The organism is Dactylosporangium maewongense (genome assembly GCF_039531485.1).
Lineage (GTDB): Bacteria > Actinomycetota > Actinomycetes > Mycobacteriales > Micromonosporaceae > Dactylosporangium > Dactylosporangium maewongense.
In genome coordinates this window covers 89,255-104,685 of sequence record NZ_BAAAQD010000027.1, presented here as the reverse complement: position 1 = coordinate 104,685, position 15,431 = coordinate 89,255, and the positions used below count along the sequence as shown (strand labels likewise).

Genomic DNA, 15,431 nt, shown 5'->3' with positions numbered 1-15,431 from the left:
TCGGGTCTCCTCGAAGGGGTTGGGTCGGTCTTGCGGATCAGAAGCTCTGCAGGGGCTGGGGATTGTCGGCCTCGGCCGACAATCCGTACTTCTCCAGGATCTTGCGGAACTCGCCACTGTCACGCAGCGCCTTGAGACCGTCGTTGATGGCCTCGTTGAGGGTCGTGTTCTGCAGGTTCACGGGGAAGTTGGTCTGCCCTGGCTGCAGGGTCGCCTTGACGGCCTGGTTCGGCTTCGGGACCACCACCTGGACGTCGTTCTGCAGGCCGGCCATCTCGATCTGCCGCACCGCCGTGGGCTGGGAGTTCACGATCGCCTCGATCCGCCCCGCCTTGAGGTCGGCGTAGGAGGCCTCGAGCGTGTCGTAGAGCTTCTGGTTGTTGCCGATGAGCTTGTTGACGTCGTCCACCCAGAGGGACCCGATCGCGGACCCTACGGTGTGACCTCGAAGGTCATCGATCTGCTCGATGCCGCTGCCCTTGCGCGACGCGATCGCCAGGTAGACGGTGATGACGGGGTCGCTGAGCCGGACGACCTTCGCGCGTTCGGCGGTGCGGTACCAGCTACCGAGCGTGGTGTCGGCCCGCCCGGACTCCACCGACGGGATCATGCTCGCGACGTTGCCCCGCACGATCGTGATCGAGAGGCACTCCCGCTCGGCGATCCGGGCGAGGATCTCGCCCTCGGCGCCGGTGAGCTTGTTGCCCTCGCTGTCGGCGAATGGCGGGTTCGGGAAATGCGCGACGGTCAGGGTTCCTTTGGCGACCGTCTGCACGTTCGGGTGCACGGGTGTGCAGTTCTTGTCCGGTGCGGCGGACCCGTTGTCCGCGGTGGGGTCGGCGCAGGCGGCGAGGGCCAGCGAGGACAGCAGGGCGATGACGGCGAGGGCGGTACGGGCTCTCTTCACGGTGGTCTCCAGATATGGCGCGAAGTCGGATCGGAACCACGGCGTCAGGACGCCGTTGGGGGAAATCCCGTCCATGGGGTCAGAGGTGACGGCTGAGCTTCCGCTCGAACCGCCGGACCAGCACCGATGCCACGATGGCGATGGCCGCGTACAGCACGGCCGCGGCGACGAAGGTGCGCAGGTACTCGAACGTCACGCTGCCCCGCAGATACGCGGCCTGCATGACCTCCGAGAGGGTGATGGTGTAGGCGAGAGAGGTGAGCTGGAATGCCTTGATGGCCAGGTTCATCAGCGGTGGGATGGCGATCCGGGCGGCCTGCGGCAGCAGGATGTCGCGATACGCCGACCGCGGCGTCAGCCCCAGCGCCTTCGCGGCCTCGCGCTGCCCGGGCGGGACCGCGTTGAGGCTGGAGCGCATGATCTCGCACGCGTAGGCGCCGATGGACCAGGTGAATCCCACCACTGCCGCCGGCATGGGGTCGAGGGAGACACCGGCCTGCGGCAGGCCGCGGTAGATGAGGTACAGGATGACGAGGAGCGGCAGTCCGCGACCCACCTCGACGACGGTCAGGGCGACGATCCTCACGGCCCGCCGCTTGGCGTCGACGAGCAGTGCGAGCACAAGGCCGAGCACGAAGGCGAGAGCAAGGCTCAGGCCGGCCAGCTGGAGCGCCGTGCCGAGCCCGGGGGCCAGCGTCTTGAAGTCAACGAGAAGTCCGTGCATCGTCGTCTCCTCAGCCGACCGAGAACTTCGCCCGCAGGCGGCTGTCGACGCGGCGCGACCCGTACGCGAGCGGGAGGCTCAGGAGCAGGTACACCACGCCGACGACGACGAATGTGGTGAGGCCGTCGCCGGTCCGCTGGGTCACCAGCCCGCCACGGAAGGTCAGCTCCATCACGCCGATCGCCGACGCGAGCGCCGACTCCTTGAGCAGGCTGATGGCGTAGGTGGCCATGGTCGGGCTCACCACCCGGGCGAGCTGCGGCGCCAGGACGTACCGGCCACGATCCCAGGTGCTCAGGCCCAGTGCTTTGGAGGCCAGCCACTGGCCCTGTCCCAGGCCGCTGAGGCCGCCCCGGTAGATCTCGCCGAGGTAGGCGGAGCTGGTGACGCCCAGCGTGAGGATGGCGGTCGTCCACGGCCCGAGCCGGATGCCGATCTCGGGCAGCCCGAAGAAGACCAGGAAGAGCCAGACGAGGTTCGGGACCGACCTGAACACCTCGATCAGGCTGATGGCCGGCCAGCGCAGGAGCCGATGGGCGCTGCGACTGGCCACCGCCAGTGGCACGCCGAGCACGGCGCCGATCAGGAAGGCCGCCGCAGTGATCGTGACGGTACCGATCGCGCCGGTCAGGATGTATCCGGTGTATTGGAACATCAGCGGTCCAGCACGGCGCTCAGGAAGGTCCGGGTGCGCGGATGGCTCGGACTCGCCATGATCTGGTGCGGGTCGCCCGCTTCGACCACGGCCCCGTCGACCATCACCACGATCCGGTCGGAGACGTCACGGGCGAACGCCATCTCGTGCGTCACCACGATCATCGTCATGCCGTCGGCGGCGAGTTCTTTCATGACGGCGAGGACTTCGGCCCCCACCTCGGGGTCCAGGGCCGAGGTGGGCTCGTCGAACAGCATCACCGCCGGGTCCAGCGCCAGGGCACGGGCGATCGCCACCCGCTGCTGCTGCCCTCCGGAGCAGCGCCCGGGATAGGCGCCGGCCTTGTCCGCCAGCCCGACGCGTTCGAGCAGCGACATCGACCGCGCCTCGGCTTCGGCCGGGGAACGGCCGAGCACCCGCTCCTGGGCGAGCGAGACGTTGCGCAGCACCGTGAGATGCGGAAAGAGGTTGAAGTTCTGGAACACCATCCCCAGCCGCCGGCGCAACGCCTGAATGTCCCGTTCCCTGGGTGTGGCGCCCGGGCCCACGCTGAGCGAGGTGTCGCCGACCCGCAGCGTGCCCCGCGTCGGGATCTCGAGGAGATTGACGCAGCGCAGGAACGTGCTCTTGCCGGCACCGCTGGGACCGATGATCGAGACGACCTCTCCCCGGGCCAGGCCGAGCGTGACGTCCCGCACGGCGACGTGGTCGCCGAAGCGCATGGTCACGCCCGATGCTTCGAGAAATGCCGGCTCCGCGCGGCGATCAGGCTTCACACTGGTCTCCCTCGTGTCGAGTCCGGGCATCAGCTCGCCCCCGCCGTGCCGAACTCCGTGTAACGGTCGGGGTCGGTGCGATCGGCGAGCAGCCGCCGGGCGGCGTTGCGGCCCGGCAGCCCCGAGACGTAGTTGCCCGGCCAGGTCCCCACGCTGCCCAGGTAGAGACCCGCGACCGGGGTGGCGTAGTGGCTCAGCCCGAACGTGGGCCGGGCGTCGAACATCTGGAACGCGGTGATGTCGCCGTGGGAGACATGGGCGCCCATGAGCCCGAAGTCGCGCTGGAGGTCCTCCGGCGAGAGGGCGCGATACCCCACGATCATGTCCTTGAGACCCCGGAAGTACACCGCGTCGAGATGCTCGATGATGTGGCGGGCGAACCTGTCCTTCTCGACGTCCCAGGTGCTCCCCGACAGCCGCAGCGGCGCGTGGAAGACCGTCAGACTCAGCACGTGCCCGCCCTCGGGCGCCAGCGTGGGATCGATGGAGGACGGGATGAGGCCCCAGATGATCGGCTCGCGCGACCATTCCCCGGCGAGCGCCGCGTGGTACCCCCGGTCCATCCCGGAGATGGTCGTTCCCATGCGGAACCCGCACCGCAGCAGCCTGTCGTTCTCGGCGTCGTCCACGGCGCAGGTGAAGCGGGGCGTGCCGTCCACGGCCAGCATGAGCTTGAAGGCGGTGCCGTCCATCTTGATGGCACCCGCCTGGGCAGCCAGGTCCTGGCCCAGTTCGTCCGGCGTCAGGAACTGGGTCAGGGTCAGCTTCGGGTTCACCGCCGACAGGACCGCGCCGGCGGTGAACTCCTCCCCGTCGTTGGTCACCACGCCGGCGACGCGGCCGTGCTTGACGACGATGGAAGCCACACCCGACCCGGTGCGGATGACCGCCCCGGCGGCGCGAGCGGACGCCGTCATCGCGCGAGCGATCTCCGCCATGCCGCCGATGGGCGCGACCTTGCTGGTGCCCAGGGTGTGGAACCGTTCGCCGCTGCGGGTGGCCGAGGAGCCCCGGTACAGCGGCCGGTGGAAGAGCATGTAGGCGGACCCCGGCGTGCTCGGACCCAGGTAGTTGCCCGAGATGGCGACCATGCCCAGCAGGGACATCACCTCTTCGGAGGTGATCCGCTCGGCGAGGAAGTCGGTGGCGCTGCCGAACATGAGCCGGTTGAACAGTGCCCGGTCCGCGTCGTTGTCGAGCCGGCCGTAGAGGTCGGCGACGCTCGGCGGGGCCTCGTAGAAGGAGACGTCGAGCTTCTCGGCCAGGGTCGACATCGCCTGGAGCGTGGCGAAGTAGCCGTCGACGTCGCCCGCGTTGAGCGACTTGAGCTCGTCGGCCAGGCCGCTGCGGGAGTTGGCGGCGACGAACCGGCGCCCGTCGGCGAAGGCCATGACCGAGCTTGGATCGGGGTGGGCGAACCGGAGCCCGAAGTCCTGCAGTCGCATCTCGGAGACGATGGAGGGCTCGAGGTTGTGGCACGAGTTCGACACCGCGTTGGTTCGGTACCCGGGAACGATCTCGGCCGTCGCCAGGAGCCCGCCCGGATCGTCGCGCTGCTCGAGCACCAGCACGTCGAGGCCCGCCCGGGCCAGATAGAAGGAGGCGACCAGCCCGTTGTGGCCGGCGCCGATGACGATGGCGTCGAAGTTCCTGCTTATCCGGTCCTCGTCAGGCACCGCAACCTCCTCTGAGTAGCGAACGGGATCACGGTAAACCGCCAAGAGGGCTTTTGCTAGACTTTTGACACGACCGATCTGGACCAGGGTCCCGAATCGGGAAACTGCCATGTAGCATCCTGTACTGCTCGGGTTCGCTGCAGAGTTCACCAGGATGGGACTTATGTCTGACTTCAAGGCAGCGGGACGCACGTGACCAACAACGGGGCGGGACTCAAGCGCGTCCGCAAGGCCTATGAACAGATCGCGGACCAGCTCCGCGACAACATCCTGCAAGCGAAGCTGCGCGCCGGTGAACGCCTGCCGCGGGAGGTCGACCTCGCCGAGACCTTCGGCGTCAGCCGGGCCACGGTCCGGGAGGCTCTTCGCGTCCTCGCGAGCGAAAATCTGATCCGCACCTCCAAGGGCGCGACCGGCGGCTCCTTCGTGACGCGCCCGACGATCGACTACGTGTCCGAGTTCATGACGACACAGATCAACCTGCTGACCGCGGCCGAAGAGGTGAGCATCGCCGAAACCGTGGAGTTGCGGGAGCTGATCGAGGTCGAGGCCACTCGGCTGGGAGCGCTGCGCCGCACCGACGAGCAGCTCACGCGGCTGACTGAGACCGTGCCCGATCCCGCCGCCGGCCTGTCCCACTCAGAGATCAGCGACCTCAACCGCGCGTTCCACCTGACTGTGCTGGAGCTCGCCCACAACCGCCTGATGGTGCTCTCCGCCCAGCCCGTGTATGCCGTCCTCGAGGCCCGCTCGGAGCGCAGCCTGCTCAACACCCGCGAGCACGACGCCATCCTGCGGGAGCACGCGGAGATCCTTGCCTGCATCCGCGACCAGGACGGGCCTGGTGCAGCCGAAGCCATGCGGAACCATCTCGTCCACCTTCGCCCGCTCTCCGAACGGACCTGGCGAAAGGCCCTTCCCCTAACATGACATCGCAGCTGTTGGAGCACTGCGCGGCGGGCTGACCAGCACGCGAGCGACAACAGCCTCGTCGGCGTACGCGACCTGGCCGCCGGAGCGGACGAGCGCCTGGCGTTCCAGAACGCGCACCCGGGCCGAGAACTGACCTCAGCCGGCCCCGGGGTGGAACGCCGCGGCCGGGGCGAGGCCGGCGAAAGCGAAGCACGTACCGTGGGGTCATGGCTCTGACCGTCGGGGACGTTGAGCGGTTCGAGGTGGCCCGGCCACGGCTGGAGGCCATCGCCTACCGCATGCTCGGCTCCGCGGCGGAGGCCGAGGACGCGGTGCAGGAGACGTTCCTGCGCTGGCAGGGCGCGGACCACGGGCGCATCGAGGTGCTCGAGGCGTGGCTGACGAAGGTCCTCACCAACCTGTGCCTCAACCAGCTCACGTCGGCGCGGGCGCGGCGTGAGGTGTACGTGGGGCAGTGGCTGCCGGAGCCGCTGCTCGCGGGGGATCCGATGCTCGGTCCGGCCGACACCGTGGAGCAGCGCGAGTCGGTGTCCTACGCGGTGCTCACGCTGATGGAGCGGCTCACGCCGAACGAGCGGGCGGTGTACGTGCTGCGCGCCGCGTTCGACTACCCGCACCGGGAGATCGCCGGGATCCTCGACATCACGGAGGCCGCCAGCCAGCAGATCTTCCACCGGGCCAAGCAACACGTCGCCGAGGGCCGGGCGCGCACGGAGATCGACGAGGCCGCGGCGCGGCGGATCGTCGAGGAGTTCCTGGCGGCCGCGACCAGCGGGCGGACCGAGCCGCTCGTGCGGCTGCTCACCGGGGACGCCGTCTCGATCGGCGACGGCGGCGGGAAGGTCCCGGCGCGGGCGAAGGCGTACGAGGGTGCCCTCGCGGTGGCGAAGTTCGTGCGGGGGCTGTTCGCGCCCGGCGAGGCGAAGCGCGCCGCGGCCGGCGGGTCGCCCGGGATCTACGCCACGACCGCCAACGGGGAGCCGGCCGTGGTGGCCGTGGTGGACGGGCGGGTCGTGGGGGTCATGTGCCTGGAGGTCACCGACGGCGGTATCGCGGCGCTGCGCAACCAGGTCAACCCCGACAAGCTCGACCGCGCGACCGAGCGCTGGACGGCCACCGGCGACCACGGGAAACCCCTGTTCACCGCGTTCCAGTGAGCATGTGAGCTGCTTCACACCACGTTCCTGTCAGCAAACGGCGGGCCGCCCGGTTCAAGGGGCACACCGCCAGACAGGAGCAGGGACATGCAGCAGCACCGCATCATCGTTCTGGGCGCCGGGTACGCCGGGGCCATCGCCGCCGGCCGGCTCGCCAAGCGGCTGCGCCGCGAGGACGTCGCGATCACCCTCGTCAACGCCGAGCCGGACTTCGTCGAACGGGTCCGCATGCACCAGCTGGCGACCGGCCAGACGCTCAAGCCGCGGCCGTTCAGCGCGATGCTCGCCGGCACCGGCGTCCAGCTGCGGATCGCCAAGGTCACCGCCGTGGACGTGGAGCGCAGGACCGTCACGGCCGGCGGCGAGGAACTCGGATACGACACCCTCGTCTACGCGCTCGGCAGCGGCTGGAACGCCCAGGGCGTCCCCGGCACCGCTGAGCACGCCCACGAACTCGCCAGCCGCTCCGGCGCGCTGCGGCTGCGGGACCGCCTGGCCCGCCTCGACGCCGGGCAGCCCGTGGTCGTCGTCGGCGGCGGCCTCACGGGGCTGGAGGCCGCCACCGAGATCGCCGAGGCCCGTCCGGACCTCGAGGTCGCCCTCGCCGCCCGCGGAGAGCTCGGCGACTGGCTGTCGGACAAGGGCCGCACGCACCTGCGGAAGGTCGCCGCCCGGCTCGGGATCACCGTGCACGAGCACACCGCCGTCGCCCGGGTCGAGGCCGACGCCGTCGTCACCGCCGATGGCCGCACCATCCCGGCCGCGGTGACGGTATGGACCGCCGGGTTCGCGGTCCACCCGATCGCGCAGGCGAGCGGCCTGGAGGTCACCGACACCGGCCGGATCGTCGTCGACGGCACCATGCGGTCGGTGTCCCATCCGGAGGTGTACGCCGTGGGCGACGCCGCCTTCGCCATGGGTGCCGGGGACAAGCCGCTGCGGATGTCGTGCGCGTCCGGCACCCCGATGGCGTGGCAGGCCGCCGACGCGATCGCGGCACGCCTGACCGGCGGGAAGCTGCCGAACGTCCCGCTGCGCTACTTCAACCAGTGCATCTCGCTGGGCCGCAAGGAGGGCCTGATCCAGTACGTGACCGCCGACGACCGTGCCGTCTCCGCGGTCCTCACCGGCCGGCTCGCCGCGGTCTACAAGGAGCTGATCTGCAAGGGCGCGGCCTGGGGCGTCGCCAACCCGACGCTGGGCATGCCCACCCGCCGCCACCCCGTCACCGTGGAAAGCACGGTCGGGGCGACGGCGTAGCGCTACCAGAGCCGGGCTCTACCGCGTCTCAGCAGTACACGTTGCCGCGGGTACTGGATGCTGAACGCGCTGGACGTCTTGGTGGCGCTCTGCCGCCCTCACCCCGGGACCGTACCTGCACATCGGCGGCGACGAAGCGTCGAGCACGCCGGCGACGGACTACATCGACCTCGTATAGCTGACGGTCGATGAACGGACACGCCATGTTCATCTTCGGCTACCCGTAGGCAATCCGGCGCTGTAAGTGTGGGCGCGGAAGTGCTCAATGAACGACCATCCGGGCGCTTCGCACGAATGTACGCGAAAGGCTGCGCCCAACGTGAGCTCTGGCGATGCCGCCCGCGACCTCGGCGAACAGCGCGCCGCCCTGCACCGCTACGTGACCCGGCTCGTCGCCCCCGACCTGCACCAGGCCGAGGACATCGTGCAGGAGACCCTGCTGCGCGCGTGGCAGCACGCCGACCAGCTCGACTGGTCCGAGCGGCCGATCCGGCAGTGGCTGTTCAGGATCGCGCGCAACCTCGTCGTCGACGCCTGGCGCAAGGACCGCAGCGTGCCGATCGGGATCGCCGCCGACCTGTTCCCCGAGCGGGCCGACCGCGGCGACCTGGCCGAGACCGTCGCCGACCGGCACCTCCTGGTGCACGGGCTGCGGCAGCTGCCGGCCCGGCACCGCGAGATCCTGGTGCACGTCCACCTGCTCGGACGCGGCGGCGACGACACCGCGGCGGCGCTCGGCATCCCCGGCGGCACCGTGAAGTCCCGCACCCACCACGCGCTGCGGGCCATGCGCGTGGTCCTCGGGGAGGCGGCATGATCGCGTACCTGTCGGCGCACCGCGGGCCGATCAGCGCCCTGCTCGGCGGTCTCGGCCTGCTCGTGCTCGCCCTCGTCCTGCTCCAGCGCGCGGTGCGGCGGGCCGGCGGCTGGCGGGTGGTGCGGCGCCGGTTCGCCCACGAGGTGCGGCGGACGGCGGCGGCGTTCGGGCGGCCCGTCCGGCGCTGGTGGCGGTACCGGCGACGCCTCGAACTCCTCAGCGGACTGCTCGCCGACCCGCAGACCTGGACGACCGCCGCGGCGGCGCTGCGCGACATTCCGCTGCCCGGCCGGCGGCAGCCCTACGCCGTGATCCTCGCCGGCGACGCCGTCGGCGTGTACTTCGCCGGGGCGCCCTGCGAGGTCCCCGACGACTCGCCGTGGACCGCCGACGAGGACGACCCGATGCTGTGGTGGACCCCACGGGACCCCGACGCGCCCGGCGACGCGGCCCCGGTGCTGGTGGCGGCCGGCGTGGAGGACGCCCGCGGCGGCGTGGTGTTCCTCGACCTGACCGCCGGCCCCGCCACCGTCGCCACGACCGGCGACGACCGCACCGGCCGCGCGCTCGTGCAGTCGATCGCCGCCCAGCTCGAGGCCCGCCTGCCCGGCGGCGCGGTCACCATCGGCCCCGGCGTGCATCCCGGGTTCGACGGCGAGCTGACCTCGCCGGCCACCGAGTTCCTCATCTGCGCGGGCGTACCCGGCAGCACGCGCACCGAGCTACGCACCGTCCGCATCGGCGGCGCCCAGGGCCATGCCAGGCTGCTCGTCGCCGACCGCACGGGACTCATACGCCCGGCCGGCACCCCGCTCGTCCTCGACGTCACCGCGCTGCCGAGATCGGTCGTCCGCACGCTCGCGACGATCCCGCCCGCGCCGCGGCGCCCAGACACCGGCCCGCTCCTGGACGAGGACGCCTTCGTGGCCTCCCTCGACGCCCCGTCGTCCCGGCCGCCGGTCCGAGCAGCGACGGCTCCGGAGGCCGACCCGGAGGCGCCTCCGCCGGGGGAAGCGGCCGACGCCGGGGCGCCGCCCGTCCGGCCGGTCAGCGCCGCCACGCACGACGAGGACGAGTTCGACGAGCCGGAACGCCCCGCCCCCGGCGTGTCCGCGACCAGGGGGATGCCGGCGTGAACCTGACACTCACCACCGTCGACGGTATCGACGGGACACGCCGGGACCACCTCGTCGACCTGCCCGGCGCCTGCACCGTGGCCGAGCTCAGCGCCGCCCTCGACCGGCCCGCCGACGACGGGGGCGCGGCCAGGTTCCTGGCCGGAGCCGGGCCGGCCAGGAAGGTGTACCTCGACGGCGTCGAGGTGCCCCTCTCCGCCCCGGTGCACGGCTCCGGCATCCGGTCAGGAGCGGTCCTGGGTCTGGGCCGGCCCGTCCGGCGACGGGACCTGGTCCGGCCCGACCCGGCCGACGCCGGCCCGGTGCTCGTCGAGCTGCACGCGGTCTCCGGGCCGGCCGCCGGCCGGAGCTGGCGGCTCACCCCGGGCAGCTGGGAGATCGGCACCGCCGATCACTGCGCGATCAGCGTCGACGGCCCCGACGCCCCCACCGGCGGGCTCTGGGTGACGGTCTCCACCCGGGGGACCGTGACGTGGCACCGCGAGCCCGGCGACGACGGCGAGGTCAGACCGGCGGTCGTGGAGCCGCCGTACGCGTTCGACCCGGAAACCGGCATCACCGTCGAGACCGGCGGGCGGCCATCGGTACCGGACGCGCAGGACGACGACGAACCCGCCCGGCGCTGGGAGCCCGGCACCGATCTCGCCGTCGGTCCGGTCCTGCTGAGGCTCGTCGCCCCGGTGGCGGCCGACGCCGCGGTCACGGACGCCGCCGACGGGATCGGCCTGGACTACAACCGGCCGCCGCGGATCGCGCCGCATCTGGACGCCGAGCGGGTGCGGCTGCCGAACCCTCCGACCAAGCCGCCACGCCAGCCCTTCCCGATGCTGATGCTCGTCGCCCCGATCGTGCTCGGGCTGGTCCTCGTCGGGGTGTTCCGCTCGTACTTCTACCTGGTCTTCATCCTGTTCACGCCGGTCATGGCGGTCACCAACTGGATGGTCGGCCGGCGCGGCAACCGCAAACAGCACGAGGACCAGTGGCGGCGGTACCGCCTGCGGATGGACTCCCTACAACGCGAGATCCACGACGCGGTCCGGCAGGAGCGGCACGTGCGCTGCGTGACCGGACCCGACCCGGCGACGCTCGGCCTCGTCGCGACCGGCCCCGGCGTGCGGCTGTGGGAGCGGCGCCGGCGGGACCCCGACCACCTGCTGGTCCGGCTCGGCACCGCCGACCTGCCGTCCGTGAAGGAGATCGACGACCCGGGCCGCGACGAGAACCACCGCACGGTGCGCTGGAACATCCAGGACGTGCCGGTCGGCCTGGAGCTCGCCGAATACGGCGTCATCGGCGTCGCCGGCCCGGCCGCGCCGGTACAGGCGCTGGCGCGGTGGTTCGTCGCGCAGAGCGCCGTCCTGCACAGCCCCCGGGACCTGCGGGTGGTGGTGCTCACCGAGCCACGGCGCAGCGACGGCTGGAGCTGGGTCCGGTGGCTGCCGCACCTGCGGCCCGCCGGTGGGGGCGGCCCGATGGTCAGCGTCGGCAACGACCCGGAGAGCGTCGCCAACCGCGTCGCCGAGCTGGTCGCCCAGGTGCAGGCGCGCCAGCGGGCACTCGGCTCATCGCTGGGCAAGGCCATGTTCACCGACCCCGACGTGCTCGTGATCCTCGACGGCGCCCGCCAGCTGCGGGACGTCCCGGGCGTCGTGCAGCTGCTCACCGAGGGCCCGCGGGTCCGCCTGTTCAGCATCTGCCTCGACGAGCAGGAGCGGCTCCTGCCGGAAGAGTGCACCGCGGTCGTCGTGGCCGCCGCGACGACCGTCACGCTGCGCCGCACCGGCAGCGCCGACCTCACCGGCATCCGCGCCGACCTGGTCGACGTCGGCTGGTGCGAGTGGCTCGCCCGCGGCCTCGCCCCGCTGCGCGACGTCAGCCCCGAGCACGACGCCGGGCTGCCCCGCGAGGTGCGGCTGCTGGACCTGCTGGACCTCGAGCCGCCAGACCCCGCCGAGCTGCTGCGCCGGTGGGAGAAGCGGCCGGCCAGCACCACGTTCGCGCTCGGCCGCGGCTACGACGGGCCGCTCGCGCTGGACCTGGTCCGCGACGGGCCGCACGGGCTCGTCGCCGGCACCACCGGGTCCGGGAAGTCGGAGCTGCTGCAGGCGTTCGTGGCGTCGCTCGCCGCGGCGAACCGCCCCGACGAGCTGACCTTCGTCCTCGTCGACTACAAGGGCGGCAGCGCGTTCCGGGAGTGCGCCGAGCTGCCGCACACCCTGGGCATGGTCACCGACCTCGACGCGCACCTCGTGCAGCGGGCGATGGACTCCCTCGGCGCCGAGCTCCGCCGCCGGGAGCGGATCCTCGCCGACGCCGAGTGCAAGGACCTGCCCGCGTACCGGGCGAAACGCGCCGCCGACCCGGCGCTGCCCCGGCTGCCGCGGCTGCTGCTGGTGATCGACGAGTTCGCCACCCTCGTGCGTGAGGTGCCGGACTTCGTGCCCGGACTGATCGGCATCGCGCAGCGTGGCCGGTCCCTCGGCATCCACCTCGTCCTCGCCACGCAACGGCCGGCCGGGGCGGTCACCCCCGACATCAAGGCCAACACCAACCTGCGGATCGCGCTGCGGGTCACCGACACGGTGGAGAGCCAGGACATCATCGACACCGGCGAGGCCGTCACCATCTCGCCCGGCAACCCGGGCCGGGCGCTGGTGCGCGCCGGGCACCGCACGACCGTGCCGTTCCAGGCCGCGTGGGTCGGGGCCGGCCGGCACCCCGAGGGCACCGCGCCTGTCGCCGCGGCGCCGCTGCGCACCGCGGAGCTGTCGTGGCAGCGGCTCGGCCGCCCCGTCGACCTGCCCGTCGCCGACGTCGACCCGCACGCCCCCACCGCTCTCGTGCCGACGGACCTGCAGGTCTTCGTCGCCGCCGTGAACGAGGCCGCGGCCGGCCTCACCGACCTGGTGCCGCAGCCGAGCCCGTGGCTGCCGGCGCTGCACGAGCGGGCGCTGCTGGCGGAGCTGACCGTCCAGCGGGAGGCGCCCGTGCACGAGAGCGTGCCGCCGCTGATCCCGTACGCGCTCGAAGACGTCCCGCAGCTCCAGCAGCGCCGGGTCGCGACGGTCGACCTCGGCACATTCGGCCATCTCTACGTGATCGGCGCGCCGCGCTCCGGACGGACCCAGGTGCTGCGGACCATCGCCGGCGCCGCCGCGCAACGGACGAAGGTCCGCGACGTGCACCTCTACGGCATCGACGCCGCGGGCGGCGGCCTCACCGCCCTCGAAGCGCTGCCGCACTGCGGCGCGGTGGTGTCGCGGCACGACATGGAACGCCTCGAACGCCTCCTGCGCCGCCTCGGCCGGGAGCTCACCGAGCGGCAGGAGCGCTGCGCCGCGCTCAGCTGCGCCGGGCTCGTCGAGCTGCGCCGGCGGCTGCCCGCCGCGGAGCGGCCGCCGCACATCCTGCTCTTCATCGACGGCTGGGACGCCCTCGCCCCGGTCCTCGACGAGCACGACCAGGGCCGGCTCCTCGGCGACGTCACCAGGATCGTGCGGGAGGGCGCCGCCGCCGGCATCCACGTCGTCGCCACCTCAGAGCGGGCCCTGCTCGGCGGCCGGCTCGCCGCGCACAACGACCACAAGCTGCTGCTGCGCCAGGCCGACCGCAACGACTATCAGCTCGTCGGCATCCTGCCGAGCAAGGTCCCGGCGACGATCGTGCCCGGCCGCGGCTGGCACGTGCTGTCCCGCACCGAGACGCAGGTCGCGCTCCTGGACCCCGACGACAGCGGCCAGGCCCAGGCCGCCGCCCTGCGCAGGATCGGGGCCGCGGCCGGCACCCCCGGGCGGGAACGACCGTTCGCCGTTGCCGGCCTGCCCACGTCCGTCGCCTTCACCGACGCCTACGAGCAGGTCCCCGCCTCCCTGCGCCGCCCGATGTGGGGGCTGCTCGGTGTCGGCGGCGACGACGGCACCGCGGTCGGCGTCGACCTCGCCACCACGTCGGCGTTCTACGTCGGCGGCCCGCCCGGCACCGGCCGCAGCAACGCCCTGGCCACCCTCGCGGTGTCGCTGCTGGCCGGCGGCACCGGCCTGATCGTGTTCACCCCGCGGGAGTCGCCGCTGCGCGCCCTCGCCCGGCACGCCCAGGTCCGTCTCTTCACCGACCCGGACCCGGCCAACGACGCCGTGCAGGCGGCGCTCACCGATCTGCGCGGTCCGGCGGTGCTCCTGGTGGACGACGCCGACCTGCTCACCACCCCCGCCGCCGACAAGGTCCTGCGGGCCGTCGCCACCTCGGGCCGCGACCACGGCCAGTCCATCGTCTACGCCGGTGCCGCCGACGCCCTCTCGATCGGCCTGGGCGCCTGGCTCACCGCCGCCCGCCGCTCCCGCCGCGGCCTGCTCCTGTCCCCCAGGTCAGTCACCGAGGGCGACGCCATCGGCGCCCGCCTGACCTCCAGCCAGGTCCGCGGCGCCGCCCCGGTCGGCCGCGCGTACACCTCGGGCCCCGCCGGCACGGCAGTCGCCGTCCAGGTCCCCCTGACCGTCCTGCGGGACTGAGGGGAGTCCAGCGATCAGCGCCAGAACCATTTCTGGTTGTCCTGGCCGTTGCACCAGTAGAGCTTGACGGGGCTGCCGGTGGTCGTGCGGCGCTCGATGACGTCGGCGCACTTGTCCGCGTTGACGTTGACGAGGTCGTTGGAGGCGTTGAGGCGCCATTGCTGGGCGCGGTTGCCGCTGCAGTAGGCGACCTGGACGACGGTGTAGACGTCCGTGCCGGCCCAGGCGGCGTCCATGCAGAGGCTCACGGAGCGGATGGTGCCGTCGGGGAGGGTCTCCCAGTGCTGGGCGGCGGAGCCGTTGCAGGTGGCGATCACCAGGGCGGTGCCGTCCTTGCCCGCGGCGGCGCTGAGGCAGAGGCGGGACTGGACGCCGACGATCGCGCGACCGGGGATCGAGGGCGGCGGGGCGGCGGCCTTGGCGGTGGTCTTCGCCGGGGCGGCGGCCGTGGTCGTGGTGACGCCCGCCTGGGCTCCGGTCGCCGTGCCGCCGGAGCCCGAACCGCCCGCACCCGACCCGCCGGCACCTGACCCGCCGGCACCCACGCCGGAGCCCGAACCGCCCGAGCCGGGCCCCGGCCCGGCTGAGCCGTTGCCGCCCGAGCCGCCGGGGGGCGTGGAAGAGCTGGAGGCGGCAGGACCGGCCGTGGGAGCGGGCGGCGTCGCAGAGGTGGAGGTCACCGCCGCGGGGCGGGGAACGAAGCCCGGGCCGGCGGTGCGGCCGGCGTCGGCCGCGGGACCCGAGGGCAGGATGAACGGCAGGGCCGCCACGGCCAGTACCACACCCGACACCACGAACACGCGGGGCGCCGGGATGAAGCCCCGGCGGGGCACGGTGGGACGGCGGGTGAAGGCGTCGGCGAACGGGGACATGGCTGCTCCA

12 protein-coding genes are annotated in these 15,431 nt (G+C 72.6%); 6 read left to right on the top strand and 6 right to left on the bottom strand.

The window, feature by feature from the left end; genetic code table 11:
* Positions 1-37: 37 nt before the first annotated feature.
* The 5 genes from ABD332_RS46905 to ABD332_RS46885 all read right to left on the bottom strand — a co-directional run bounded on the left by ABD332_RS46905 (position 38) and on the right by ABD332_RS46885 (position 4,738).
* The gene (locus ABD332_RS46905; protein WP_344511286.1) at positions 38-907 is read right to left on the bottom strand and encodes a substrate-binding periplasmic protein; all 870 of its coding nucleotides are present in this window, start codon (positions 905-907) and stop codon (positions 38-40) included.
* Between the two features lie 79 nt (positions 908-986).
* Positions 987-1,631 (bottom strand): amino acid ABC transporter permease, encoded by a 645-nt coding sequence (locus ABD332_RS46900; RefSeq protein ID WP_344511284.1) that lies wholly within the window; start codon positions 1,629-1,631, stop codon positions 987-989.
* Between the two features lie 10 nt (positions 1,632-1,641).
* Complete coding sequence (locus ABD332_RS46895; protein ID WP_344511282.1) at positions 1,642-2,286, bottom strand: amino acid ABC transporter permease; 645 nt, start codon at positions 2,284-2,286, stop codon at positions 1,642-1,644.
* Positions 2,286-3,092, bottom strand: a complete 807-nt coding sequence (locus tag ABD332_RS46890) for an amino acid ABC transporter ATP-binding protein (RefSeq protein ID WP_425552396.1) — start codon at positions 3,090-3,092, stop codon at positions 2,286-2,288. The genes ABD332_RS46895 and ABD332_RS46890 overlap by 1 nt, the downstream gene beginning before the upstream one ends.
* On the bottom strand, positions 3,092-4,738 hold the full coding sequence (locus ABD332_RS46885; RefSeq protein ID WP_344511280.1) for a phytoene desaturase family protein: 1,647 nt from the start codon (positions 4,736-4,738) through the stop codon (positions 3,092-3,094). Before ABD332_RS46885 ends, ABD332_RS46890 begins: the two co-directional genes overlap by 1 nt.
* Before the next feature lie 192 nt (positions 4,739-4,930).
* On the opposite strand from ABD332_RS46885, the gene ABD332_RS46880 reads away from it, so the two are divergent.
* From ABD332_RS46880 to ABD332_RS46855, 6 genes are all read left to right on the top strand, one after another.
* On the top strand, positions 4,931-5,668 hold the full coding sequence (locus ABD332_RS46880) for a FadR/GntR family transcriptional regulator (RefSeq protein WP_344511278.1): 738 nt from the start codon (positions 4,931-4,933) through the stop codon (positions 5,666-5,668).
* 209 nt (positions 5,669-5,877) lie between these two features.
* On the top strand, positions 5,878-6,828 hold the full coding sequence (gene sigJ / locus ABD332_RS46875; protein WP_344511276.1) for an RNA polymerase sigma factor SigJ: 951 nt from the start codon (positions 5,878-5,880) through the stop codon (positions 6,826-6,828).
* Positions 6,829-6,915: 87 nt separating this feature from the next.
* Complete coding sequence (locus tag ABD332_RS46870) at positions 6,916-8,088, top strand: NAD(P)/FAD-dependent oxidoreductase (RefSeq protein ID WP_344511274.1); 1,173 nt, start codon at positions 6,916-6,918, stop codon at positions 8,086-8,088.
* 319 nt (positions 8,089-8,407) lie between these two features.
* The gene (locus ABD332_RS46865) at positions 8,408-8,905 is read left to right on the top strand and encodes a sigma-70 family RNA polymerase sigma factor (RefSeq protein ID WP_344511272.1); all 498 of its coding nucleotides are present in this window, start codon (positions 8,408-8,410) and stop codon (positions 8,903-8,905) included.
* On the top strand, positions 8,902-10,041 hold the full coding sequence (locus ABD332_RS46860) for a hypothetical protein (RefSeq protein WP_344511270.1): 1,140 nt from the start codon (positions 8,902-8,904) through the stop codon (positions 10,039-10,041). The genes ABD332_RS46865 and ABD332_RS46860 overlap by 4 nt, the downstream gene beginning before the upstream one ends.
* Positions 10,038-14,549 (top strand): FtsK/SpoIIIE domain-containing protein, encoded by a 4,512-nt coding sequence (locus ABD332_RS46855; protein ID WP_344511268.1) that lies wholly within the window; start codon positions 10,038-10,040, stop codon positions 14,547-14,549. Before ABD332_RS46860 ends, ABD332_RS46855 begins: the two co-directional genes overlap by 4 nt.
* 14 nt (positions 14,550-14,563) lie before the next feature.
* Here ABD332_RS46855 and ABD332_RS46850 read toward each other — a convergent pair whose 3' ends face one another.
* A complete protein-coding gene (locus ABD332_RS46850) occupies positions 14,564-15,421 on the bottom strand; it encodes a ricin-type beta-trefoil lectin domain protein (RefSeq protein WP_344511266.1) in 858 nt (285 codons plus the stop codon).
* Between the last annotated feature and the right edge of the window lie 10 nt (positions 15,422-15,431).